The following is a 22,809-nucleotide window of genomic DNA, read 5'->3' as shown; positions in this document are numbered from 1 at the left end:
GCCGCCGCCCGCCAACAGGCGCGTCAGAGGATCGCGACCGGGGCCACCGGTGTGCCCGTGCCGCCGACGAAGGGCTCCGGCATGGCGGAGAGCAGGAACGCGTAGCGCCGCTCTTGTGCACAGGCTGTGGACAGAGATTCGAGATTCCAGTTCTGCCCCTGGAGCATCCCCATCTCGACCAGGTGGAGGGCGTGCACCGGCAGCCACAGGTCGTCGATCTCCGGCGGGAAGATCTCGAAGGTGAGCGTGTCGTTGGCGACGGCCGCGACGTCGTGGGCGTGGAACCACTCCGGTGTGCGCACCGAGAGCCCCGGTGACGGGAAGGCGTACCCGTGCTTGTCCCCTGCCAGGTACACCTGCATCTGACCCGTCCGTACGAGCACGATGTCGCCGGCCCGGACCGTGACCCCGCCGAACTCGGCCGCCTCGTCGAGGTCCTCCGGGGTGACGGCGTGGTCGCCGGGCAGCCGGTCCACGCCCTTCGCGGCGGCGACGTCCAGGAGGACGCCGCGGCTCACCAGGTGGCGGGCGGTGTGGATGCCGCTGAACTCGGAGCGGCCGTGCGCGGTGATGGTGGTGGCGGGGCGGCCGTTGTAGATGCGGCCCGAGTGCGAGGCGTGGGTCAGGGCGTCCCAGTGGGTGCCGGCCTGGAGGCCCAGGGTCACGGCGTCGTCGCTGGTGGCGACCGTGCCGGGGCCGAAGAGCTCCTGGTTGACCTGGACCATGACGTGGAGCGGGTTCACCCGGCCGGGGATCATTCCGGTCTGCACGCCGTCCTGCTTGAGGTCGACGGCGAGCGGGACGCGGAGGCCGGTGCGGACGGTGGCGACGGCCTCGCGCACGACCTCGTCGGTGACGAGGTTCAGTGTGCCGATCTCGTCGTCACGGCCCCAACGGCCCCAGTTGTTGACGCGCTTGGCGATCTCGTGAAATGCGGCGGGGAGAGACATCGGGGCCTCCGGGGTCTTGTTTTCCGGTATCTGACGGACCGTAGAATCCTGACGACGCATGAATCTAACGGACCGTCAGAAATTGCGGGAAGGGGCCGGGCGTGGGGAACTTCTTGGCTGGCAAGGTCGTCGCCGTGACGGGCGCGGGGCGGGGCATCGGCCGCGCGGTCGCCCTCGCGTGCGCGGCGGAGGGCGCGAAGGTCGTCGTCAACGACTACGGGGTGTCGATCGAGGGCGGCGAACCGACCTCCGAGATCGCCCTCGCCGTGGTGAAGGAGATCGAGGCGGCGGGCGGCTCCGCCGTCGCCGTCGCCGACGACATCTCGACCATGGCGGGCGGGCAGCGGATCGTCGACGTCGCCCTCGCCGAGTACGGGCGCGTCGACGGGGTCGTCTGCGTCGCCGGCATCCTCCGCGAACGGATGCTCTTCAACATGTCCGAGGAGGAGTGGGACCCCGTCGTCGCCACCCACCTCAAGGGCACCTTCACCGTCTTCCGGGCCGCGTCGGCGGTCATGCGCAAGCAGGGCACCGGCACCCTCGTCGGCTTCACCAGCGGCAACCACCAGGGGTCCGTCGCCCAGGCCAACTACTCCGCCGCCAAGGGCGGGATCATCTCCCTGGTCCGCTCGGCCGCGCTCGGACTCCACAAGTACGGCGTCACCGCGAACGCCGTCGCACCGGTCGCCCGGACCCGCATGTCCGCCAACGTCCCCATGGAACTCAAGGAGATCGGCGAGCCGGAGGACGTCGCCGCACTCGTCGTCTACCTCCTCTCCGAGCGGGCCCGCGCCGAGAAGATCACCGGCCAGGTCTACACGATCGCCGGCCCCAAGATCGCCGTCTGGGCCCAGCCCAGGGAGCTGCGCGCCGGTTACGCGGAGGGCGGCGCGTGGACCCCGGAGCGGATCGCGGACTTCCTCCCCGGGACGGTGGGGACCGACCCGATGCCCATGCTCGCCCGCCTGGAGGAGATGGCGCGGGCCGCCGCGGCGGGCGACCGGCCCAACGCCGCCAAGGAGGAGGGGTCATGAGAGGTGTCGTGTTCGACGGGAAGCAGGTCCAGGTCGTCGACGACCTGGAGGTGCGCGACCCCGGGCCCGGTGAGGTGCTCGTCGGCATCGCCGCCGCCGGGCTCTGCCACAGCGACCTGTCCGTCGTCGACGGGACGATCCCGTTCCCGCCGCCCGTCGTCCTCGGCCACGAGGGCGCCGGTGTCGTCGAGGCCGTCGGCCCCGGGGTGAGGCACGTCGTCCCCGGCGACCACGTGGCCCTGTCCACGCTGGCGAACTGCGGGGCGTGCGCGGACTGCGACCGGGGCCGGCCCACCATGTGCCGCAAGGCGATCGGGATGCCGGGGCAGCCGTTCTCGCGCGACGGGCAGCCGCTCTACCAGTTCGCCTCGAACTCCTCCTTCGCGGAACGGACCGTGGTCAAGGCCGTCCAGGCCGTGAAGATCCCGAAGGACATCCCGCTCACCTCCGCCGCCCTCATGGGCTGCGGCGTCCTCACCGGCGTCGGCGCGGTGCTCAACCGCGCGAAGGTCGGCCGCGGCGAGACGGTCGTCGTCATCGGCACCGGCGGCATCGGGCTCAACGTCATCCAGGGCGCCCGGATCGCCGGCGCCCCGACGATCGTGGCCGTCGACACCAACCCGGAGAAGGAGGCCGTGGCCCGCCGGTTCGGCGCCACGCACTTCCTCGCCTCCACCGACGGCGTACGGGAGATCCTGCCCACCGGCGCCGACCACGTCTTCGAGTGCGTCGGCCACACCGGACTCGTCCGCACCGCCGTCGACCTCCTCGACCGCCACGGCCAGGCGATCCTCCTCGGCATGACCGCGCCCAAGGCGGAGGCCACCTTCCTGCCCGCCGCGATGTTCCTGGACAAGTCGATCCTGGGCTGCCGCTACGGCTCCTCCCGCCCCCAGAAGGACATCGCCCTCTACGCCGAGCTGTACCGCTCCGGCACCCTCCTCCTCGACGAGCTGGTCACCGCCACCTACCCCGTGGAGGAGTTCGCGCGGGCCGTGGAGGACGCCGAGCGGGGGAAGGTGGCCCGGGGGGTGCTCACGTTCTGACGGGTGCGCCGGAAACGCGCTGGGCGTCAGGGGCGAACAGCCGTTACGGTCCCGACCATGTCCTACCGCGAACTGGCCACCCGACCCGTCCTCGCCTGGTCCGCCGTGATGGTCACCGGCCGGCTGCCCGTCGCCATGGCGCCGCTGGCGCTGGTGTTCCTCGTACGGGAGCGGCCCGGCGGGTACACGCTCGGAGCGGTGATCGCGGCGGCGTACGTGCTCGGGGAGATCGTGGCGGCGCCGGTGCTCGGGATGCGGATGCGGGCGGAGAAGGCCCGGCCGCAGCTCGTGGGCGGGCTGGCGGTCGGGGCGGTGGGGTTCGCCGGGCTCGGACTGGCCCCTGGCGCGCATCCGGTGGTCCTCGCCGCCCTCGCGGTGGTGGCGGGCGCCGGACCCGCCGCCGTGCCGGGCGGATTGCGGGCGCTGCTGACCGGCATGGTCCCGGAGCGGGCCGTGACACAGGCGATGAGCATGGAGTCGGTGCTGACCTTCGGGATCTGGGCGGCGGCGCCCGCGCTCGCCACCGGGCTCGCGCTCGGCGTCGACCCGGCGGTGCCGCTGCTGCTCCAGGGCGCCCTGATGGCGCTGTCGGTGGCCGGGTTGTGGCTGCTGCCGGCCGGCTGGGCGGCCGAGCCGCCGAGCAAGGGGGCCGAGGCGCGGCGGGCCCTGCTGCGGGTGTGGCCCATCTACGTCCTCGGCGCCGGCGCGCTGACCCTGCTCGCGCTCGCCGAGCTGATCCTGCCGGCCCTCCTCGAACAGCGCGGGATCGCCATCGGCTGGGCGGGCCCGCTGCTCGCCGGGTTCTCCGTCGGTTCGGCGGTCGGGGCGTTCGTGTACGGCCTGCGGGGCGGCGGATGGCCCGGCTCGCTGCCGGTGCAGTCCGTCGTCCTGATCCTGAGCGTGTCCGCCGGGGTCGCGCTCATCGCCGTCCTGCCCGGGGCGCCGGCCATGGGCGTCGCCCTGGCGTCCTCCGGGCTGCTCATGGCCCCCGCGATGCTGACCCGCAACCTCGCGCTGCGTGAGCTGCTGCCGCCGTCCGCGCTCGCCGCCGGATACTCGGTGATGTACGCGGCCGTGGGCGCGGGTTACGCGGCCAGCGGCACGCTCGCGGGCGGCCTCCTGAAGGTGGTGGCGCCGTCCACGGCGATCCTGTGCGGGGTGGGCCTGACGGTGCTCCTGACCGTGATCGGCGCGGTGGGGGAGCGGCGGCTGTCCCGCCGCGGCGGGCCGGAGGTTCAGACGGCGTCCGCCCCCGCGCGGAAGGTGCGGCGATAGGCGGTCGGGGTCACCCCGATCGCGGTCATCAGGTGCACCCGCAGCGACTGGGCGGTGCCGAAGCCGGCGTCCCGGGCGACACGGTCGACGGGCAGGCCGGTGGACTCCAGGAGGTGCCGGGCGCGTTCGACGCGCTGCTGGGTGAGCCACTGGCCGGGGCTGACGCCGACCTCGTCGCGGAAGCGGCGGGTGAACGTCCGGACGCTCATCGACTCCTTCCCGGCGAGGTCCCTCAGCTGGATCGGCTCGTGCAGATGGGCGAGCGCCCACGCCCGCGCCGTGGTCGTGGTGTGGGTGCCGGCCTCGGGGAGGGGCCGCTCGATGTACTGGGCCTGCCCGCCGTCCCGGTGCGGCGGCACGACGGTCCTGCGGGCGACGTCGTTGGCGACGGCCGTGCCGTGGTCGCGGCGCACGATGTGCAGGCACAGGTCGATGCCGGCGGCCACGCCCGCCGAGGTGAGGACGTCGCCGTCGTCGACGAAGAGGACGTCGGCGTCGACCCGTACGGTCGGGAAGAGCCGCTGGAAGTGCTCGGCGGAGGACCAGTGGGTGGTGGCCGGGCGGCCGTCGAGGTACCCGGCGGCGGCGAGCACGTACCCGCCGGTGCAGATGGAGACCAGCCGGGTGCCGGGCCGGATGTGCGCGAGCGTGGCGGCCAGCTCCTCGGTGAGCCTGCCCTCGTCGTAGATCGGCCCGAGCTCGTACGAGGCGGGCACCACGACCGTGTCGGCGGTCGCGAGGATCTCCGGGCCGTGCTCCACGTACACCGCGAAGTCGGCGTCGGTGGGGACCGGGCCGGCGACCGGGGCGCAGGTGACGATCTCGTACAGATGCCGCCCCTCGGCGTCCTTGGCGCGCCCGAAGATGCGGTGCGGGATGCCGAGTTCGAAGGGCAGGAGCCCGGGCAGGGCGAGGACCGCGACGCGGTGCGGGGTGGGGCCGGACGGCGACGGCACGGGCCGTGCTCCCTTCGACGGAGACCGGTGGAAACGGCAGCGGTGGAATCGGCGGTGCGGGTCCGTGTGGAAAAATCAGTGGTGGTCCAGACCACTTGCTGGTAGCTCTACTTGTCCGTGACGGACAACACGTACAAGTCTGAGGCCGCCGAGCGGATTCCCGCCCCGGCCGAGCCGCCCGCACTGTGGAACCGTAACTTCCGGCTCTTCTTCGTCGCCCGCGCGGTCGCCGTCTTCGGCGAGGGCATGGTCCCGGTCGCCTTCGCCGCCGGACTCCTCGGCGCCGGGCACCCCGGCTCCACCGTCGGGTACGCGCTCGGCGGCTGGACCGCCGCCTTCGCGCTCTTCGTGCTCTTCGGCGGCGTCCTCGCCGACCGCTTCACCGCCCGCCGCATGATGATCCTCGCCGACCTCCTGAGGCTGCCCGGAGCCGCCGTCCTCGCCGTCTCCTTCACCCTCGGCAGCCCGCCGCTCTGGGCGGTGTACGCCCTCTCCGTCGCCGCCGGCATGGGAGCCGCCCTCTTCCAGCCCGGCGTCGCCTCCACGATCCCGCGCATCGCCCCCGACGTGCAGCGGGCCAACGCCGTCCTGCGGGTCGTCGAAGCCCTCATGACCATGGCCGGACCCGCCGCCGCGGGCCTGCTCGTCGCCCTGTGGAACGCGGGGGCGGTCTTCGCCGTCAACGGCGCCACGTTCGCGGTCAGCGCCCTCTGCCTCGCCCTCCTGCGCATCGCCCCGCTCCCCTCCGACTCCGCCCGCCGCGACTCCCTCGGCGCCGAACTCGCCGGCGGCTGGCGCGAGTTCCGCTCCCGCAGCTGGCTGTGGGGCGTCATATCCATCTGGACCGTGTACGGGCTGACCGTCGCCGGACCCATGGTCCCGCTCACCGCGAGCCTGGTCACCGCGGACCACGGCTCGGCCGCGTACGGCGTGATCATGGCCGTCAACGGCGCCGGCAGCGCCGCCGGCGGCCTGCTCGCCCTCCGGCTCCGCCCCCGCCGCCCCCTCGCCTCCGGCGCGGTCGCCCTCCTCGGCCTCCCCGTGAACCTCCTGCTGCTCGGCCTCGGCGCACCGCTCGCCCTCCTCGGCGCCGGCCAGTTCATCGGCGGCGCGGCCTTCGCCTTCTGGCTCGTCATGTGGTCCACCACCGTCCAGACCCACGTCCCGCAGGAGGACCTCAACCGCATGCACGCCTACGACGTCGCCGGCTCCCTCCTCATGATGGGCGTCGGCCGCACCCTCTCGGGGCCCGTCGCGGCCGCGGTCGGCACCGAGCAGGTCCTGCTCACCGGCGCGGGGATCGCCGTGCTCGTGGTGGCGGCGCTCCTCGTCGTACGGCCGATCAGGACCCTGACGCGGGTGTGAGGCGCCCCGGCCCCGGGGGTGGGGGCGCTGGGGCCGTGTCCCGATCCTTTGGAAAGCTGTCGTTCGGGCCAATGGTCGGGGCAGGGCCCGGACGGGATGCTCAGTGGCATGGCCCAGACAACCCAGCGCCCCGCCGGTCACGCCCCCGACCGTCCCCCCGTCCGCACCCCCCGCGTCCACCGCGCCTGGTTCGTCGCGGCGGTCACCTTCGTCACGATCATCGGCGCCGCGGCCTTCGCCTCCCTGCCGGGCCTGCTGATCGAGCCGCTGCACACCGAGTTCGACTGGTCGCGCGGCACGATCGGCTTCGCCGTCTCGGTGAACCTCGCCCTCTACGGGATCACCGCCCCCTTCGCGGCCGCCCTCATGGACCGGTTCGGCATCCGCCGGGTCGTCGCCATCGCCCTGACGATCATCTCCGCCGGTTCGCTCCTGACGGTCTGGATGACGGCGGCCTGGCAGCTCGTCCTCTACTGGGGCCTCCTCGTCGGCCTCGGCAGCGGCTCCATGGCCCTCGCCTTCGCCGCGACCGTCACCAACCGCTGGTTCGTCGGCCGCCGCGGCCTGGTGACCGGCATCCTCACCGCCGCCGGCGCCTCCGGCCAGCTGGTCTTCCTGCCGCTGCTGTCCTGGCTGGTCGAACACCACGGCTGGCGCCCCGCCGCCGTGACCGTCTCCCTCGCCGCCCTCGCCGTCGTCCCGTTCGTGTGGCTGCTGCTCCGCGACCACCCGGCGGACGTCGGCCTCGCCCCGTACGGCGGGGAGTACGCCGAGAAGCCCGCCCCCGTCGCCGGCGCCGCCCGCCGCGCCGTCACCGTCCTCCTCAAGGCGGCCCGCACCGGCCCCTTCTGGCTCCTCGCCGGCACCTTCGCGATCTGCGGCGCCTCCACCAACGGCCTGATCAAGACCCACTTCGTGCCCGCCGCCCACGACCACGGCATGCCCGTCACGGCGGCGGCCGGACTGCTCGCCGTCATCGGCGTCTTCGACGTCGTCGGCACGATCGCCTCCGGCTGGTTCACCGACCGCTTCTCGGCCCGCCGCCTCCTCGCCGTCTACTACGCCCTGCGCGGCATCTCGCTGCTCTTCCTGCCGATGCTGCTCGCACCCTCCGTCCACCCGCCGATGCTCTTCTTCATCGTCTTCTACGGCCTGGACTGGGTCGCCACCGTCCCGCCGACGATCGCCCTCTGCCGCGAGCACTACGGCGACGACTCGGCGATCGTCTTCGGCTGGGTCCTCGCCTCCCACCAGGTCGGCGCCGCCGTCGTCGCCTTCGCCGGCGGCCTCGCCCGCGACCTCTTCGGCAGCTACGACGTCGTCTGGTACGCCTCCGGCGCCCTGTGCGCCGCGGCCGCCCTGATGGCCCTGGTCATCAGGCGACCCCGGACGGAGCTGCCGTCCCTGGCAGGAGCATGATGGACCTCAGGGGGTGATCGCAGATGAGCGGTCCTGACAGCGGGCGCAGCACCGGCCGGATGCTGCGCGTCGCGGTACTCGTACTGGTCCTGGAGGCGGCCGTCACCATGGCGGCCCAGGCCGTCCTCGCCGGTTCCGACGCGGGCCCGGTCCGCTTCCTGCCCGTCTTCACGCACCCGGTTCTGGCGACGGTCGGCGTTCTCGGCCTGCTCCTCGCGGCCGTCTTCCTCGTCCTCCCCACGGTCTGGCTCAGCGAGGAACTGGAGCGCCGCCTCGGCGGCCGCGCCGACGCCTGGATCCCCGCCGTCGCCGCCCTCGCCGCGACCGTCCCCGTCCTTCCCCGCGCCCTCTCGGAGCTCACGGGACCCATGGGCGCGGTCGGCGCCTGGCTGACCGGCCTCGTGGTCCTGACGGTGGCCGCGGCGGCCACGCGGCGAGCGGGCCGCCTCCCGCGCCTCCGCGGCAAGGCGCCGGCGCCGGGCAACTGACGCGCTTGACCCGTCCTCCCTACGCGCCGTACCCGTCCCCACTTACGCGCTGAACCGCCCGAACCGCCCCCGGTGGAACAGCAGGGGATCCCCGTCCTCCGCCGCGCCCAGCGCGTCGACCCGGCCCACGACGATCAGGTGGTCGCCGCCGGTGTGGACGGCGCTGATGGTGCAGTCGATCCACGCGGGCGCGCCGGACAGCCGCGGGGAGCCGGTGGCCGGGGCCGGTGCCCACTCCACCCCCGCGAACTTGTCGGCGCCGCTCACCGCGAACGACCGGCACAGGCCGCCCTGGTCGGCCCCCAGGACGTTGACGCAGAAGGAGCCCGCGTCCGCGATCCGGGGCCAGGTGGTCGACGTGCGGGCGACCATGAAGGCGACGAGCGGCGGATCGAGGGACAGCGACGCGAACGACTGGCAGGCGAACCCGGCCGGCCCGTCCGCGCCCCGTGCCGTCACGATCGTCACCCCGCTCGCGAAGTGGCCGAGGACGCGGCGGAACTCCGCCGGGTCGACGGGTGGTCGTTCGTCCTCCCGTACCGCGCGCAGTACCGGCCGGGGCAGTGGTTCCACGGCCGTCGGCGAACCGGCCGCTCTCAGGTGTCGGACGGCGGTGGCCGCCATCCCCGCGTGTCCCATCACACCACCCATTGAAACTGACGACTCGTCAGATTGGAAGCCCCCGGCACGACGGACGGACCGCCGCCCCGGGGGCTTCCCGAGCTCACCACGACCGCCGCGCTCGTCGCCGTCACGACGGGGTGCCCCGTCCTGCGCGCCGTCACCGCCACCGACAGCTGCTTGCCGAACAGCTCCGACGGCAGCGTGTACGACGCACCCGTCGCCCCCGCGATGTCGACGCCGTCCGCCTTCCACCGGTACGCGTACGCCTCGGGCGCCGGCGACCGGAGCGGCAGGGTGCGGCATATGCACGCCACGCCCCAAGGCCCCGGTAGGACAGCTTCCGCCGCGCCCCTCGTACCGCGCGTCAGCGACCCTCGTACCGCGCCTCCCGCCGCTCCACGAAGCTCGCCACGCCCTCCTGCGCGTCTCTCGTCGCCATGTTGATCTCCTGCGCCGTCGCCTCCGCCGCGAACGCGGTGACGCGGTCGGAGTCCAGGGAGGCGTTCACGAGCTGCTTGGTGAGGGCGAGGGCGCGGGTGGGCCCCTGGGCGAGGCGTTCGGCCCACTCGCGGGCGGTCTTCTCCAGATCGGCCGCCGGGACGACCCGGTTCACCAGGCCCAGGTCCTTCGCGTCGGCCGCCCCCACCGCGTCGCCGAAGAACATCAGCTCCTTGGCGCGCTGCGGGCCGACGAGCCGGGGCAGGAGGTACGCGCCGCCGCCGTCCGGGACGAGGCCGCGCCGTACGAACACCTCGATGAAGCGCGCCGAGTCCGCCGCGATCACCAGGTCGCAGGCGAAGGCGAGGTGCGCGCCGATGCCCGCCGCGGTCCCGTTGACGGCGGCGACGACCGGCTTCTCGCAGTCCATCACCGCCCCGATGAAGCGCTGCGCGCCGAGGCGGATCATCCGGGCCACGTCCCCCGCCACCCGCTCGCCGCCGGCCGGCGCGCCGCGCAGGTCCGCGCCCGCGCAGAAGCCGCGGCCGGTGGCGGTGACGACCACCGCCCGGATGCCGGGGTCGGCCGAGGCTTCGGCGAGCAGCGAGATGATCTCCTCGCGCTGGTCCCAGGTGACGGCGTTCATCGCCTCGGGACGGTTGAGCGTGATCCAGGAGACGCCGTTCTCGACGCTGTGCAGGACATCGGCCATCGGAAAGCCTCCTAGCGGCAGACCGCCAGCGCGTCCAGGGCGACCGCGCCCTGGCCGCGCGGCAGCACCATCAGCGGGTTGATGTCGAGTTCGGCGAGGTCGCCGTCGAGTTCGAGGGCCATGCGCTGCACCCGCAGGACGACCTCGACGAGCGCGTCGACATCGGCCGGCGGGGCGCCGCGGACGCCGTCGAGGAGCGCACGCCCGCGCAGCTCGTCGAGCATGGAGCGCGCCTCGGGCTCGCCGAACGGCGGAACGCGGACGGCCGTGTCGTCGAGGACCTCGACGAGGACACCGCCGAGACCGACGGTGACGGTCGGCCCGAACAGGTCGTCGCGGGTCACCCCCACCACCATCTCGACCCCGCGGCCCACCATCTGGCAGACCAGGATGCCGTCGAGGTCGATCGACTCGAAGCGGGCGATGTCGGTCAGCTCGCGGTACGCGTCCCGCACCTGGCTCGCGGAGGTCAGACCGACCTTCACGAGACCCAGCTCCGTCTTGTGCGCCAGCTGGGCCCCCGACGCCTTCATCACCACCGGATAGCCGACGAGCCCGGCGGCCCGCACGGCCGCCGCCGCGCTCGTCACGAGCTGCTCGCGCGGCACCCGTATCCCGTACGCCCGCAGCAGCTGCTTCGCCGCGTGCTCGCTCAGCCGCCGGCCGGGCCGCATGAGGGCCTGGGCCTTGCGGAAGGACGGGGACGGGGTGCGCGGGGCCTCGTCGAAGGGGGAGCGGTAACCGGTGGTGAAGGCGTGGTGGTCGAGATACGCCTTCACGGCCCCGATGCAGTTGCCGAAGGTACGGAAGGTCGCCACGCGCGAGGAGCCCAGCAGCGTCGTGCGGTACGCCTCCTCCGTCCCGACCGGCGATCCCCACACCACGCACACCAGCTTGTCCGTCGCCTCGGCCGCGTCGACCAGGTCCTGGGCGAGCTTGTCGCTCATGGGCGGGAAGGGGCCCGTGATCGGACAGATGAGGACGCCGACCGAAGGATCCGCGAGGATCGCGTCGATGATCTTCCGGCCGCGCCAGTCGCCCACCGGATGGCCGCCGTTGTCGACCGGGTTGGCGACGTTCAGGTACTCCGGGATCCACTGGTGCAGCTCGTCCTGCTTGCCCTGCGCCAGCATGGGCAGCGTGAGCCCGGCCGCCGTAGCGAGGTCCGCGAAATGGGCGCCCGTACCGCCGGAGATCGAATAGACCACGACCCCGTCCGCGACCGGCCGGCGCGCGCGGGCGAGCAGCGTCGCCGTGTCCTGGAGCTGGTCGAGCCCGTCGACCCGGATCACCCCGAACTGGCGCATGGCCGCGTCGACGACCCGGTCGGCGCCGGTCAGCTTGCCGGTGTGCGACGCGGCGGTACGCGCCCCCGTCTCCGTCCGGCCCACCTTCACGGCCACGACGGGCACGCCGTGACGCGCCGCCCGGTCGGCGGCCAGCAGGAACGACCTGCCGTCCTTCAGCCCCTCCACGTAACAGGCGATCGCCCCCACCTCGGGCCGCCCGGCGAAGTACGAGAGGAAGTCGGCGGTCTCCAGGTCGGCCTCGTTCCCCGTCGGCGCCCAGTGCGACAGCCGCACGCCCAGCTCCTGGAGCGTGAACACCGGCCGCCCCTGGTGGCCGGACTGGGTGATCAGCGCCACGGCGGGCCCGTCGAGGTCCTCGCGGAACCGCTCGAACGCGTTCAGGTTCGTGTTGGGACCCAGCAGCCTGAGCCCCGAGCGGCGTACGGCGGCGGCGAGACGTTCCTGCGCCGCGGCCCCCGCCTCCCCCGTCTCCGCGAAACCGGAGGCGAACGCCACCGCGAACTTCACCTTCGTCTCCGCCAGCTCCTCGATCACGGGCAGCGGATCGGCCACCAGTAGGACGGCCAGGTCGACCGGCTCCGTCAGCGCGCCCACCGACGGCACACAGGCGACCCCGAACACGCTCGTACGCGTCGGGTGCACCGGCACGATCCGCGCCCCCACCCGCTCCGCCCACGCCATCAACTGCCGGGTGATCCCCGTGTTCGGCCGGCCCTCCGCGTCCGACGCCCCCACCACCGCCACCGACTCCGGCCGGAAGAACCGATCCAGATCCGGCACCTGCGCGTACAACGCCCGCCCGCTGACGTCCTTGTCGCCGGGCGCCGCCGCCATGCCGTGCACGGCCGTCCCGGGTTCCTCCCCGCAGGCGACCACTCGCGCGCGGAGATCGGTGGTGAAGGTGCCGTGAGTCGATCCGAGCATCGTTCCGCTCCACCCTTCCGCCCATGACAACTGACCTGACGCTCCATCAGATTACAGAACTGACGCCTAGTCAGGAAAGCCCTTGCGCACCTCTCTTCGCGACGGAGGCCGAGTCGCCCTGCTGTGGGCAACCGTTCACCCCCCGGAGTCCGTCCGGGAGCTGCCCCCAGGGCGGAACGGGTGGGCACAACGAACGGCGCCCCTCGCCGGGGCGGGCGGGGCAGGCCGGGGCAGGGCAGGGCAGGGCGGGGTGGGCCGGCCGGTCAGGTGGTGGTCGGGCGGGGCTTCGTCTTCGCGATGCGGCGGGCGATGCGTTCGGCGTCGAGGGCCAGCTCGCGGAACATGCCGCTGATGGGGTTGGTGAAGCCGGTGAAGTAGAGGCCGGGGGCGGAGCGGGCGCAGCGCGGCCCGTGGACGACCGGCCGACCCGCCGCGTCGAGGACGTCGAGGTGGCCGAGGAGGGGTTCGAGGGCGCGGCGGTAGCCCGTCGCGGCGATGACGGCGTCGGGGGCGATGCGGGTGCCGTCCGCGAGGAGGACCTCGCCGGCGTCGAAGCCGTCGACGGCGGCGACGATTTCGACGGTTCCGGCGCGTACGGCGTCGATGAGGCCGACGTCCTGCACCGGCACCGCGCCCTCGCGCTGGCGGGTGGCGACGCCCGTGGTCGGCCGGGGCAGGCCGTGCGCGGAGAGGTCCGGTACGGAGACGCGGCCCACCAGGTCGCCCATCCGGTCGACGAGGGCCGTCGGCAGCCGCCGGGCCAGGATGCCGGTGCGCTGGGCGGGCCAGCCGGCGGTCGTGCGGCGGACGATGTGCGGCACGGTCCGGATCGCGAGCCGGACGCGCGCGGCGCCGCCGCCGGCGAGGTCGGCGGCGATCTCGGCCCCGGTGTTCCCGGCCCCGACGACGAGGACGTCCTTGCCCTTGTAGGGCCCGGGGTTGCGGTACGCGCGCGCGTGGACGAGCCGCGCTTCACCGTCACCCGCCCCCGACTCGTCCAGCCCGGCCCCGCCCGCGTACTCGCCGAGTCCCGCCCATTCGGGTATCAGGGGCGTGTGGTTGTAGCCCGTGGCCACGACGACGGCGCGGCCGGTGAGGAGGCGGCCGCCGGTCGCGTGGAGGAGCCAGTCGGGGCCGGAGCGTTCGACGCGGAAGACCTCGACGCCGGTGACGACTTCGAGTTCGTGGTGCTCGGTGTACTTCTCGAGGTAGCGGACGACGTCGGCGCGGGCCACCCAGCGGCCGAACGAGCGGGGCATCTTGAGACCGGGGAGGGCGGAGAGGCGCCGGGTGGTGTGGAGGCGGAGCCGGTCGTAGTGGGTGCGCCAGGAGGCGCCGACTGCGTCGGACTTCTCCAGGACGACGGCGCGGACGCCCCGCGCGCCGAGGGCGGCGGCGACGGCGAGCCCGCCGGGGCCGCCCCCGATGACGTAGACGGGGTGGGCGGGCGGTTCGCCGTGCGGTGAGCGGGGGGTGGAGGCCATGAATGCTGAGCGTAATGACGTGTACACACAGTGGGTCTCGGTCAAGAGGGATTTCGGTTGCGAATCGGTCACGTACGGACCGGGAATCCCTGCCGAGCGACCCGGCGGCGGGTGAGGGTCCGCCGCCGGAGCGTGAGGGTCAGGACGGCGAGGCCGTGGGCTCGGTGGGGGCCTCGGAGGAAGGTGACGCCGTGGGCCCGGTGGGGGTGTCGGAGGGCGATGGCGCGGTGGGCGAGTCGCCGCCGGTCGTGGGCTCCGCGCTCGGCTCCGTGGTCGGCGTCGGGTTGCCGGTGCCGTCGTCTCCGGGGGAGGGGGCGACGGGCGCCTCGCTCGCGGGCAGTGGCCCCGAGTCGCCGGAGGAGGTGGTGACGCCGAGCATCAGCGCGCCGAACGCGACCACCACCGCCGTCGCCGCCCCGATCAGGAGTGCCGGCCTGGGGCGCGAGCGCGACGAGCGCGACCAGGGCGGAGGGGGCGACGAGGGGGAGGGAGGCGACGAGGGGGAAGGGGGCGACGAGGACGACCAGGGCGAGGAGGCGGCGTGAGGCGCCGTGGCGCCGTCCTGCCCGGGCTGTTCCAGGCCGTCGGCCTCGGACTTGTGCAGGGCGGGGGGAGCGGCGGGGGCGGGCGCGGTCGGCGGCGCGGCCGGAGTCGCGGGCGGGGCGGTGATCACGGGGGTGGACCCGGTGGATCTCGGTCCGCCGACCTCCGCCGCCACGATGTCGGCGGGGGGTCCGAGCCGTTCCAGGACGGTCCGGACGGCTTCGGCGTGCAGGGCGTCGGCTTCCTCCAGGCCGGCGTCGATGTGTTCGACGAGCTCCTGGCGGAGCTCCTCGCGCCGGTCGGCGGGGAGGAACACGGCCGCGTTGTCGAAGCGGCGCAGGTACTCGTCTATGGGCTGGTCTCGCCTCGAGGTCACCCGTGGCTCCCTTCACTGTTCAGGAGGTTGTCGACGGTGGTCTTGAAGGTGCCCCACTCGCCGGAGAACTCGTCCAGTGCTGCCCGGCCTGTCGCGGTCAGCGTGTAGTAGCGGCGCGGGGGGCCCGAGTCGGACTCCCTCCAGGCCGTGTCGACCCAGCCCTCTTTCCGGAGCCGTGAGAGCAGCGGGTAGATGGTGCCTTCGCTGGTCACGAGTCCGTGGGCGTCGCACAGTTCGCGCACGAGGTCGAAGGCGTATCTCTCGCCGTCGCGGAGCAGCGCCAGGACACAGAACTGCAGGATTCCCCTGCGGAGTTGACTCACCCCTGAACGCGACCCGCTCGGCAGTACCATGTGTCGCAAGGTACCTGCTGACAAACGGTTCCCGCAAGCCTCGCCGCGGCGTTCGCGCCTCTTGCGCTCCGTGCCCGCCCTGCGCTGAACTGACGTACCGTCAGATACAGCCTGTCGAGGGGACGCGTATGCAGACCGTCTGGCTCACCGGCGCCGAGTGGCTCGCCGTCCTCCGCATCGGCCTCGGCCTGTGGTGGCTGGAGAGCTGGCGCCACAAGGACAGGAAGGGCTGGTTCGAACGCGGAACCGGCATCGCCTGGGCGGCCGACGTCGCCGGCAAACACCGGTGGCCGCAGGTCAAGAAGGGCTTCGACACCGTCGTCGCCCCCCGCCCCAAGCTCATGGCGTACGTCGTGGTCTACGCCGAACTGGCCCTCGGGCTCGGCCTGGTCGCCGGGTTCCTCACGCCGGTCGCCCTCGTCGGCGGCCTTCTCCTCAACCTTCTCTATCTCGTCCTGATGATCCACGACTGGGCCGAGCAGGGGCAGAACGCGATGATGGCGCTCATCTCCCTCGTCGCGCTCTTCGCCATGTCCTGGCAGACCTGGTCACTCGACTCCGCGATCGGACTCTTCTGATGACGGCCACCCCCGACATCGACGCCTTCACCCGCCCCTACTGGGACGCCGCCGCCGAAGGCCGGCTCCTCCTCCGCCGCTGCACGGCCTGCACCCGCGCCCACCACTACCCGCGCGAGTTCTGCCCCCACTGCTGGAGCGACGACGTCCACTGGGAGCGGGCGAGCGGCCGCGCCACCCTCTACACCTGGTCCGTCGTCCACCGCAACGACCTCCCGCCGTTCGGCGACCGCGTCCCCTACGTCGCCGCCGTCGTCGACCTCCCCGAAGGCCCCCGCATGATGACCCAGGTCGTCGACGTCCCCCACGGCGACCTCCGGATCGGCATGGACCTGGAGGTCGCCTTCCGCCCGGAGGGGCCGGACGGGGAGATCGTCGTCCCCGTCTTCGGCCCGCCGGACTCAGAGGGCTGAGATGTTCCGCCAGAGCTGCTGGGTGCTGCCGAAGCCGCAGACGTAGGTCATGGCGAAGTTGCCCGCCGTCAGGCACTGCCCGCTGCTCATGTTCTTGAAGGTCCGTCCGGACGAGGTGCTGGAGGCGACCTTCCAGGACTGGGCGCTCGCGCCGTTGCAGGCGGCGGTGGTGAGGGCGGGGCCGCCGCCGGGCTGGAGGCAGCGGCCGGAGTGCCTGTTGACGAGCCGGAAGGTGCCGTTCGCGCCGGAGGAGTAGGTCCAGGCGTAATAGAAGGTCGTGCCGCCGTTGCCCTTGGAGCCGCATTCGGCCGTGGTGATGACGTCGCCGAAGCCCGCGTTGTACTCCGCCAGGCAGTTGCCGGTGTTCGCGTTCTCCAGCGAGTACGTCCCCGAGGGCGCCGGGCTGCCGGTGGACGGCGGGGGCGGCGGCGCGGGCTTCGTGGTCGTCTGCGTCGGCGGGGGAACGGGCTGGTTGGTCGTCGCACCGCCGGAACCGGAACCGGAGCCGGAGCCCGATCCGGACCCCGAGCCGGAACCCGAACCAGAGCCGGACCCGGAACCCGAGCCGCCGGGCAACGTCCCCGTGCCGCCCGCGCCGCCGCCGACCGCGCCCCCGCCCGCCGCGCCGCCCGCCGCGCCGCCGTCGGCCGGTGGCGGGACGGGAGCGCCGGGCGGGGTGGACGTCGGCGGCTTCGAGACCGGGGCCTTCGAGGACGGTGAACCGGGCGCGCTCGACGGCGGTACGGCCGCCGGCTGGGAGACGGTTACGGAGGGGGACGGGGAGGTGCTGGGGCCGGCGCCCAGGCGGCCGATCTCGTACGGGCCGAGGGCGACGGTGAGGGTGGTGCCGGTCGCGACGACGACGGGCACGGCGAGCATGACGAAGCGGTTGCGGCGCTTCCGCTGGTCGCCGCGGGCGGCCTGTCCGCCCGTCACGGCCAGCGGGTCGGGGGAGGCCGTCGCGGGCTCCTTGCCGCCCTGCGGGGTGAGCGAGGCGGTCGCGACGTCCTCGGCGGGCTCGGCCCGCTCCAGCTCCGCGAGGTGCTCGGCGGTGGGCGCCTCGGACGCGAAGGCCGCGCGCTCGCCGATCCGTTCGGCGACGGCGGCGGGCCAAGCGGCGCCGGCCGCCCGCTCCTCGGTGAGACGGACCAGGTCGTCGGCGGTCGGCCGGTCCGCGGGGTCCTTGGCCAGACACTTCTGTACGAGCTCCGCCAGCTCGGGCTCGGTCTCGGTGAGGCACCCGAAGTCGGGCTCGGCGTGGACGACCCGGTAGAGGAGGTCGGGGCCGGAACCGTCGCCGAACGGAGGGCGGCCGTTGGCCGCGTACAGGAGGAGGCTGCCGAGCGCGAAGACGTCCGCCGCGCCGCTCAGTTGGCGGTCCGCGACGGCCTGCTCGGGTGCCATGTAGGCGGGCGTCCCGATCACCATGCCGGTCTTCGTCAGCCGGCTCTGGTCGGCGGCGCGGGCCACGCCGAAGTCGATGAGGGAAAGGCCGCCGCCGGTCAGCATGACGTTGGACGGCTTGAGGTCGCGGTGCACCATGTCGGCGCCGTGCACCACCCGCAGCCCGGCCGCCGCGTCCCTGAGGAGACGCCACAGGGCGTCGCCGGTCAGCGGGCCGCCGTGGAGGCGGATCGCCTCGTTGAGCGTGATGCCGGGAATGAACTCGGTCGCGAACCACGGCGGTTTGGCCGTGCGGTCGCTGGCGAGGAGCTTGGTGTTCGCCCCCGCGGGCAGCCGGGCGAGGTTGTCGAGCTCGTGCCCGAAGTGACTCAGGAAGTCGACGTCCTCGGCGAGCACGGGAAGTACTCGCTTCACAGCCGCGAACTTCCCGGGCACGGCGCCCAGATAGACCCGCCCCATCCCCCCGGAGCCCAGCACGCCGAGCAGCCTGAACGCCCCGATGCGCCGGGGATCCCCCGGCTCCAACGGCATGGCCCCGCTGCCCTTCAGACGGTCAAAACTAGAGCCGTTCTCAAGTTCCCCCTGCATGGGCCACACCCTAGCCGAGGGTGATTGCAATCTGAACGGACGCCAAGTCCTTGTTGCCTGACTGTGGTTGAAGGGTTGGGGGTGGGAGTGGGGGGTGGCTGGTAGGGGGTGGCTGGTGGCCGGTAGTTGTCGGTCGGGGGTCGGGGGTCGGGGGCCGGTGGCCGGTGGCCGGTGGCCGGGGTTCGGTGCTTGGCGTTCGGCGTTCGGCCGTCGGGTGGTGAGGTTTCGGGGGTGGGGGTTTCCTGAGGGCTTCTGGCTCGGCCGCCCTCTTTCCGAGTGTGGCGGCCTCCACCACCGCGTCAAGGGCGAGTCGGCTTCGCCGATGGGCTGCGCCCACCCTTGACCCGGCGGCGGAGGCCGCCTTTTCACACTCGGAGGGCGGCCGGGGGGCGTGGCCACGCTTCCCGGCCCGGGGGTGGCCCGGGTCGGCTCGGCGGCCGTCGCCCCGGTGGGTGGGGTGAAGCGAGGCCGGGCATCGGTGGGGCGTGAGTTTGTGGGTGTGGCGGGGTGGGTGGGGGCTTGGTTTGCGGTCGGGGCGGGTGGGGTCGTTCCCGTTTGTTGGTGGTGCGCGGTTGTTGGATGGGGTGGTCCGGCGGCGCCAAGCGGCGACCCGCCGCCCCAGCCCACCTTCAGGCCCCGCTGGTCATTCCCGGTGGTCGCTTCCGCTGGTCACTCCCGGCGGTCACTCCTGCTGGTCACTTCCGCTGGTCACTTCCGGTGGGTGGGAGTGGGAGTGGGAGGGGAGTGGGGGTGGAGGCGGCGGTGAGGGCAGGGCAGGGGTAGAGGCAGGGCCGGGGGCGGGGGTTTCCCGCAGTAAGTCTGGCGGGAGGGGGGTGATATGCCCTCTTTAGGGTTATCTCGGGCGTGCTTGATGTCCATTGGCGGGAGTTGTGCGGGGTTAGTTGCGCTGTCGAGTCGCTGTGGACGACGTTGAATGACCAGCGGGGCCTGAAGGTGGGCCGGCGCGGCGGGTCGCCGCTTGGCCCGGCCCCGCTGCCCCGTTCAACGACCGCGTACCCCGGGCGGACCGCAAGAGGGGCCCACCCGCCCCGACCACAAACCGAGCCCCCACCCACCGGCAGGCGGGCGCACGCCGGCCCCGGACACTGCCCGGGGCCCCCGCGACCCCGGCCCCCGGACCGCCCTCCGAGAGGTCTTTCGCGTCTGGAGCCGCCGGGTCAAGGGTGGGCGCAGCCCATCGCGCAGCGACGCCGAAGGCGCCCTTGACGCGGTGGTGGAAGGCGCGACTCTCGGAAAGAGGGCGGTCCCACCAGAGGCCCGTGAGAAACGCCCACCCCAAGGACCTAGACCCGGTCCCCTACCGCCAGTGCCTCCCCAGCGGCCTCCCCGGCGGCCTCCCCGGCGGCCTCCCCGGCGGCCTCCCCGGCGGCCTCCCCGGCGGCCTCCGCCAGGATCTCCCCCGCCGCCTCCTTCAGCGTCCCGAAGTGACGGTGGGCGCCCGCGACGGGGGCCGGGCTGTTGACCGACCAGACCGTCATGCCGGCGGCCAGACCGGAGCGGACCCCGGACGGCGCGTCCTCGATGACGAGGCAGTCGGCGGGGTCCACGCCCAGCTTCTCCGCCGCGAGGAGGTACGGGACGGGGGACGGCTTGCCCTCGGTCACCGAGGCGGCGTCCACGATCAGTGGGGGGAGGGGGAGGCCGGTTCGTTCGAAGCGGCCGCGCACGCGGTGCTCGTAGTTCGAGGTGACCAGGGCCCATCGGTCGGGCGGGAGGGCGGCGAGGAGCTCGGCTGCTCCCTCGTAGGCCGCGTACGTGCCCGTGCGGACGTCCTCGTCCTCCAGTTCGTGGAGGAGGGCGAGGCAGGCGGCCGGGTCCTGGTCCGGGGCGACGGCCGCGAAGGTCTCGACGGGGCGGGTCCTGAGCGCGACGGCGTACACGTCGTCGCCGTCGAGGCCGTACCGCGCGGCCCACTCGTGCCACATGCGGCGCTGGTTGGCGACGGCGTCCATGAGGGTGCCGTCCACGTCGAAGAGAACGTGGGTGTGAGTGGGCGCGGGTGCGGGGACGGTGGCACGGTTCTCGGAGGTCACGCCCCGGATGCTACGTCGCCGTCGCATCCGGGGAGTCGTCGCCGTGGGGCCGGTCCGTCAGTGGACGGTCTGGCCGTACGAGCCGAGGCCGATGCCCGACGGGTCCATGTTGTACAGGGAGTAGTTGTACAGCGAGTAGCCCGCCTTGAAGGGGGTCTTCCAGTTGCCCGTGCCCCGGTACAGGATGAGGGACGTGGCCGTGTTGCCGTCGCTGTCGTAGGCGACGAGGTCGTTCCTGCCGTCGTTGTCGGTGTCGCCGGCGGCGACGAGGGCCTCGTACCTGCTCCAGCCGCCGCCGACGCGGATGCGGGTGTCGAACGTGCCGTTGCCCTTGCCGAGGTACATCCAGAGGACGCCGGCCTTGTCGCGGGCGACGAAGTCGCCTGCGGCGGCCCCCGCGATGTTGCCGGTGGCGGTGATCTGGTCGTAGATGTTCCAGCCCGCGCCGAGCTTCACGCGGGTGGCGTACGGGGTGCCGGTCGACCCCGTGCCCTTGTAGAGCCACATGACGCCGGTCTTGTCGGTGGCGAGGAGGTCGGGGCGGTTGTCGCCGTTGACGTCGCTGCCCGCGGTCAGCTTGTCGTAGATCTGCCAGCCGCCGCCGATCCGCTTGCGGGGCGAGAAGCCCTTGCCGGTGCCCTCGTGGAGCCAGAGGACGCCCGTCTTGTCGCGGGAGAGGAGGTCGGGGTACGGGGTGCCGGAGGCGTTGCCCGGGGTGAGGATTTGGTCGTACGCGGTCCAGCCGGAGCCGAGGGCGGAGGGCTGGAAGACGTTGGTTTCGACGGTGTTCAGGACGTGCTTGCCGTCGAACGAGTTCAGGAGACCCTGGCGGCTGCGGATGAGCAGGTCCGGGGTGCCGTTGTCGTTGAAGTCGTGCGGCCGCACCGCGCGGGTCACCGTGAAGCCGCCCGTCCGGACGACGTCCGGGCCGATGCCGTTGGCGGGCTTCGCCGTCATCGTCCAGGTGTAGTCGCCGTTGTGCGCGGGGAGACCGGCCCCGTCGCCGTTGAACGTGCCGTCCCACGTGAAGTCGAACGGCTTGTCCGCCGTGCGCGGCGCCTGCGGCAGGGAGTCCCACTGCTTGCCGGTCTCGGTGTGCCGAATGATCAGGCGCACCTTCGCGTTGTGGCGGCTGAACGTCCACGACGCCTTCAGCGAGCCGCCGTTGCGGTCGAAGTCGACCACGCCGCTCGGCGGCGCGGTCTCTGTCTTGAGGGTGAGGACCGTGGGAACGCCGGTGGTCACCCGGAGGGACGCGGCGGGCTTGCCCGTCTCGTCCGGGGTGATCCGGTAGATGCCCTCGCCCTGCGCGACCGTACCGCCCGTGACCATCAGGGAGCCGTCGGCGGACTGCGTGACGTAGGACGAGTGGTCAAGCAGGTCGACCGTCTCGCCGGTCTTCAGCGAGCGCGCGGTCAGCTTGTAGAAGGGGGTGGAGAGGGGGGACGCTCCGCCGCCGAGCGCGCCGTACACGACCCAGTCGCCCATCAGCTTCACGGTCGTGTTGTACGCCTCGCCCAGCGGCACCCGCTCGATCTCCGTGCTGCCCCGCCGGGCGACGGCGAGGGTCGCCTTCGCATAACTGGGCCACTCGATCCAGGCCATATGGGTCGGTGACACAGCCGAGGCGTCTCTCTCGATGGTGTCGTACGTCTCGACGACCGTCGCCGTCGCCACGTCCACGAGTGCCACCCGGTAACGGTCCACGCGGTCCACGCGGATGACGTACTGGACGAGGAATGTGCCCGGCGTCCCGGTCTCGAACTGCGCGTATGCGGCGCCCTCGGGCACCCCGGTCAGCTTGCGATCGACGAGCTGCCCCTGTTCGCCCTTGCTGAACATGTGCAGTTCACGACGGGAGTTCACGTAGGTGGACGTGATCAGCGTGGTGCCCGTGAAAGCGAGCGGCGAGTAGGTCCCGCCGAACGTGCTGGTGTCGAACGCCACCAGCTCGGTGCCCGTGGACATGTCGACGTACGTGTACGTGGTGCCGTCGATGCGCACGACGATGTCCGTGCCGGGATTCACCCCGTACCGCACCCCGGGCAGCCGGGTCTGGACGCCGTCCTCGTGCCGCGTCCAGGTGAAGACGCGCGTCGTGCCTTCCATGTGGGACGTCAGGAACCCGGTGGGGCCGGTGCCGTTGACCGTGGTGCCGGCCGGCATGGTGAGGGCGTTCTGCTCCGTCGTCGTACCGGGCGCCGCCTCGGCGGTGGTGCCGACGCCGGTGCCGGTGGTGGCCGCGGTCGTGGCCATGGCCGCCGGGACGGCCGAGAGCGTGCCGACGGTGACGGCGAGTGCGACGGTGACGGCGGCGGCGAGCCGGTGCCGGGACGTACGTGCTCCGGACAAAGTGAGGTTCCTCCCCCAGAGGTGCGGGCGTGGCGTTGTACGCCACCCCCGCCAATAAAAATGGGGGGTTGGAATGGTTTTCCCCCGGGTATACCGGGACGGCGGTGGTAACGGGGGCCAAAG

The 22,809-nt window shown here is 73.1% G+C and carries 20 protein-coding genes; 8 read left to right on the top strand and 12 right to left on the bottom strand.

What is annotated here, in order from left to right:
- Positions 1–23: 23 nt before the first annotated feature.
- Positions 24–950, bottom strand: a complete 927-nt coding sequence (locus ACFVZH_RS11975) for a cyclase family protein (protein ID WP_384895839.1) — start codon at positions 948–950, stop codon at positions 24–26.
- Positions 951–1,051: 101 nt separating this feature from the next.
- On the opposite strand from ACFVZH_RS11975, the gene ACFVZH_RS11970 reads away from it, so the two are divergent.
- From ACFVZH_RS11970 to ACFVZH_RS11960, 3 genes are read left to right on the top strand one after another with little or no spacing between them, the layout of a single operon-like run.
- Positions 1,052–1,984 carry an SDR family NAD(P)-dependent oxidoreductase gene (locus ACFVZH_RS11970; RefSeq protein ID WP_384895837.1) on the top strand — a complete coding sequence of 311 codons (933 nt, stop codon included), beginning with the start codon at positions 1,052–1,054 and terminating at the stop codon, positions 1,982–1,984.
- Positions 1,981–3,030 (top strand): Zn-dependent alcohol dehydrogenase, encoded by a 1,050-nt coding sequence (locus ACFVZH_RS11965; RefSeq protein ID WP_384895835.1) that lies wholly within the window; start codon positions 1,981–1,983, stop codon positions 3,028–3,030. Before ACFVZH_RS11970 ends, ACFVZH_RS11965 begins: the two co-directional genes overlap by 4 nt.
- 57 nt (positions 3,031–3,087) lie before the next feature.
- Positions 3,088–4,305, top strand: coding sequence for an MFS transporter (locus tag ACFVZH_RS11960; RefSeq protein ID WP_384895834.1), 1,218 nt, complete (start codon positions 3,088–3,090; stop codon positions 4,303–4,305).
- Here the strand turns inward: ACFVZH_RS11960 and ACFVZH_RS11955 are convergent.
- Entirely contained in the window at positions 4,266–5,261 is a 996-nt protein-coding gene (locus tag ACFVZH_RS11955) for a GlxA family transcriptional regulator (protein ID WP_384895832.1), read from the bottom strand. The genes ACFVZH_RS11960 and ACFVZH_RS11955 overlap by 40 nt on opposite strands.
- A gap of 111 nt (positions 5,262–5,372) precedes the next feature.
- On the opposite strand from ACFVZH_RS11955, the gene ACFVZH_RS11950 reads away from it, so the two are divergent.
- From ACFVZH_RS11950 to ACFVZH_RS11940, 3 genes are all read left to right on the top strand, one after another.
- Positions 5,373–6,626: an MFS transporter gene (locus ACFVZH_RS11950; RefSeq protein WP_384895830.1), complete on the top strand. Its 1,254-nt coding sequence runs from the start codon at positions 5,373–5,375 to the stop codon at positions 6,624–6,626.
- Positions 6,627–6,734: 108 nt separating this feature from the next.
- Positions 6,735–8,045 carry an MFS transporter gene (locus ACFVZH_RS11945; protein ID WP_384895828.1) on the top strand — a complete coding sequence of 437 codons (1,311 nt, stop codon included), beginning with the start codon at positions 6,735–6,737 and terminating at the stop codon, positions 8,043–8,045.
- Between the two features lie 23 nt (positions 8,046–8,068).
- Complete coding sequence (locus tag ACFVZH_RS11940) at positions 8,069–8,533, top strand: hypothetical protein (protein ID WP_384895826.1); 465 nt, start codon at positions 8,069–8,071, stop codon at positions 8,531–8,533.
- Positions 8,534–8,575: 42 nt separating this feature from the next.
- On the opposite strand, the gene ACFVZH_RS11935 is transcribed toward ACFVZH_RS11940, so the two are convergent.
- The 7 genes from ACFVZH_RS11935 to ACFVZH_RS11905 all read right to left on the bottom strand — a co-directional run bounded on the left by ACFVZH_RS11935 (position 8,576) and on the right by ACFVZH_RS11905 (position 15,297).
- A complete protein-coding gene (locus tag ACFVZH_RS11935) occupies positions 8,576–9,184 on the bottom strand; it encodes a flavin reductase family protein (protein ID WP_384895824.1) in 609 nt (202 codons plus the stop codon).
- A complete protein-coding gene (locus ACFVZH_RS11930) occupies positions 9,172–9,471 on the bottom strand; it encodes a hypothetical protein (RefSeq protein ID WP_384895822.1) in 300 nt (99 codons plus the stop codon). Before ACFVZH_RS11930 ends, ACFVZH_RS11935 begins: the two co-directional genes overlap by 13 nt.
- A gap of 50 nt (positions 9,472–9,521) precedes the next feature.
- Positions 9,522–10,307, bottom strand: coding sequence for an enoyl-CoA hydratase/isomerase family protein (locus ACFVZH_RS11925; protein WP_384895820.1), 786 nt, complete (start codon positions 10,305–10,307; stop codon positions 9,522–9,524).
- 11 nt (positions 10,308–10,318) lie between these two features.
- Entirely contained in the window at positions 10,319–12,541 is a 2,223-nt protein-coding gene (locus ACFVZH_RS11920) for an acetate--CoA ligase family protein (protein ID WP_384895818.1), read from the bottom strand.
- A 263-nt stretch (positions 12,542–12,804) separates the two neighbouring features.
- Positions 12,805–14,025, bottom strand: coding sequence for a flavin-containing monooxygenase (locus ACFVZH_RS11915; protein ID WP_384895816.1), 1,221 nt, complete (start codon positions 14,023–14,025; stop codon positions 12,805–12,807).
- Positions 14,026–14,164: 139 nt separating this feature from the next.
- The gene (locus ACFVZH_RS11910; protein ID WP_384895814.1) at positions 14,165–14,944 is read right to left on the bottom strand and encodes an HAAS signaling domain-containing protein; all 780 of its coding nucleotides are present in this window, start codon (positions 14,942–14,944) and stop codon (positions 14,165–14,167) included.
- Entirely contained in the window at positions 14,941–15,297 is a 357-nt protein-coding gene (locus ACFVZH_RS11905) for a PadR family transcriptional regulator (protein WP_384895812.1), read from the bottom strand. Before ACFVZH_RS11905 ends, ACFVZH_RS11910 begins: the two co-directional genes overlap by 4 nt.
- A 128-nt stretch (positions 15,298–15,425) precedes the next feature.
- Here ACFVZH_RS11905 and ACFVZH_RS11900 point away from each other — a divergent pair, with 128 nt between their 5' ends.
- A complete protein-coding gene (locus tag ACFVZH_RS11900; RefSeq protein WP_384895810.1) occupies positions 15,426–15,875 on the top strand; it encodes a DoxX family membrane protein in 450 nt (149 codons plus the stop codon).
- Positions 15,875–16,288 carry a Zn-ribbon domain-containing OB-fold protein gene (locus ACFVZH_RS11895; RefSeq protein ID WP_384895808.1) on the top strand — a complete coding sequence of 138 codons (414 nt, stop codon included), beginning with the start codon at positions 15,875–15,877 and terminating at the stop codon, positions 16,286–16,288. Before ACFVZH_RS11900 ends, ACFVZH_RS11895 begins: the two co-directional genes overlap by 1 nt.
- Here ACFVZH_RS11895 and ACFVZH_RS11890 read toward each other — a convergent pair.
- The 3 genes from ACFVZH_RS11890 to ACFVZH_RS11880 all read right to left on the bottom strand — a co-directional run bounded on the left by ACFVZH_RS11890 (position 16,277) and on the right by ACFVZH_RS11880 (position 22,686).
- The gene (locus ACFVZH_RS11890) at positions 16,277–18,280 is read right to left on the bottom strand and encodes a protein kinase (RefSeq protein ID WP_384895806.1); all 2,004 of its coding nucleotides are present in this window, start codon (positions 18,278–18,280) and stop codon (positions 16,277–16,279) included. The two genes, ACFVZH_RS11895 and ACFVZH_RS11890, sit on opposite strands and share 12 nt — an antisense overlap.
- 1,304 nt (positions 18,281–19,584) lie before the next feature.
- On the bottom strand, positions 19,585–20,253 hold the full coding sequence (locus ACFVZH_RS11885; protein WP_384895956.1) for an HAD family hydrolase: 669 nt from the start codon (positions 20,251–20,253) through the stop codon (positions 19,585–19,587).
- Between the two features lie 138 nt (positions 20,254–20,391).
- A complete protein-coding gene (locus tag ACFVZH_RS11880; protein ID WP_384895804.1) occupies positions 20,392–22,686 on the bottom strand; it encodes an FG-GAP repeat domain-containing protein in 2,295 nt (764 codons plus the stop codon).
- Positions 22,687–22,809: the final 123 nt, after the last annotated feature.

The organism is Streptomyces sp. NPDC059534 (assembly GCF_042743475.1).
GTDB lineage: Bacteria > Actinomycetota > Actinomycetes > Streptomycetales > Streptomycetaceae > Streptomyces.
The sequence above is the reverse complement of the archived record's forward strand: the minus strand, read 5'-3'. Positions and strand labels throughout refer to the sequence as shown.

Coding starts and splice junctions, on each gene's coding strand:
- ACFVZH_RS11915 (WP_384895816.1), bottom strand. CDS start 14,025: ATGGCCTCCACCCCCCGCTCACCGCACGGCGAACCGCCCGCCCACCCC.
- ACFVZH_RS11965 (WP_384895835.1), top strand. CDS start 1,981: ATGAGAGGTGTCGTGTTCGACGGGAAGCAGGTCCAGGTCGTCGACGAC.
- ACFVZH_RS11975 (WP_384895839.1), bottom strand. CDS start 950: ATGTCTCTCCCCGCCGCATTTCACGAGATCGCCAAGCGCGTCAACAAC.
- ACFVZH_RS11900 (WP_384895810.1), top strand. CDS start 15,426: ATGCAGACCGTCTGGCTCACCGGCGCCGAGTGGCTCGCCGTCCTCCGC.
- ACFVZH_RS11885 (WP_384895956.1), bottom strand. CDS start 20,253: ATGGACGCCGTCGCCAACCAGCGCCGCATGTGGCACGAGTGGGCCGCG.
- ACFVZH_RS11890 (WP_384895806.1), bottom strand. CDS start 18,280: ATGCAGGGGGAACTTGAGAACGGCTCTAGTTTTGACCGTCTGAAGGGC.
- ACFVZH_RS11945 (WP_384895828.1), top strand. CDS start 6,735: ATGGCCCAGACAACCCAGCGCCCCGCCGGTCACGCCCCCGACCGTCCC.
- ACFVZH_RS11920 (WP_384895818.1), bottom strand. CDS start 12,541: ATGCTCGGATCGACTCACGGCACCTTCACCACCGATCTCCGCGCGCGA.
- ACFVZH_RS11905 (WP_384895812.1), bottom strand. CDS start 15,297: ATGGTACTGCCGAGCGGGTCGCGTTCAGGGGTGAGTCAACTCCGCAGG.
- ACFVZH_RS11925 (WP_384895820.1), bottom strand. CDS start 10,307: ATGGCCGATGTCCTGCACAGCGTCGAGAACGGCGTCTCCTGGATCACG.
- ACFVZH_RS11940 (WP_384895826.1), top strand. CDS start 8,069: ATGAGCGGTCCTGACAGCGGGCGCAGCACCGGCCGGATGCTGCGCGTC.
- ACFVZH_RS11935 (WP_384895824.1), bottom strand. CDS start 9,184: ATGGGTGGTGTGATGGGACACGCGGGGATGGCGGCCACCGCCGTCCGA.
- ACFVZH_RS11895 (WP_384895808.1), top strand. CDS start 15,875: ATGACGGCCACCCCCGACATCGACGCCTTCACCCGCCCCTACTGGGAC.
- ACFVZH_RS11960 (WP_384895834.1), top strand. CDS start 3,088: ATGTCCTACCGCGAACTGGCCACCCGACCCGTCCTCGCCTGGTCCGCC.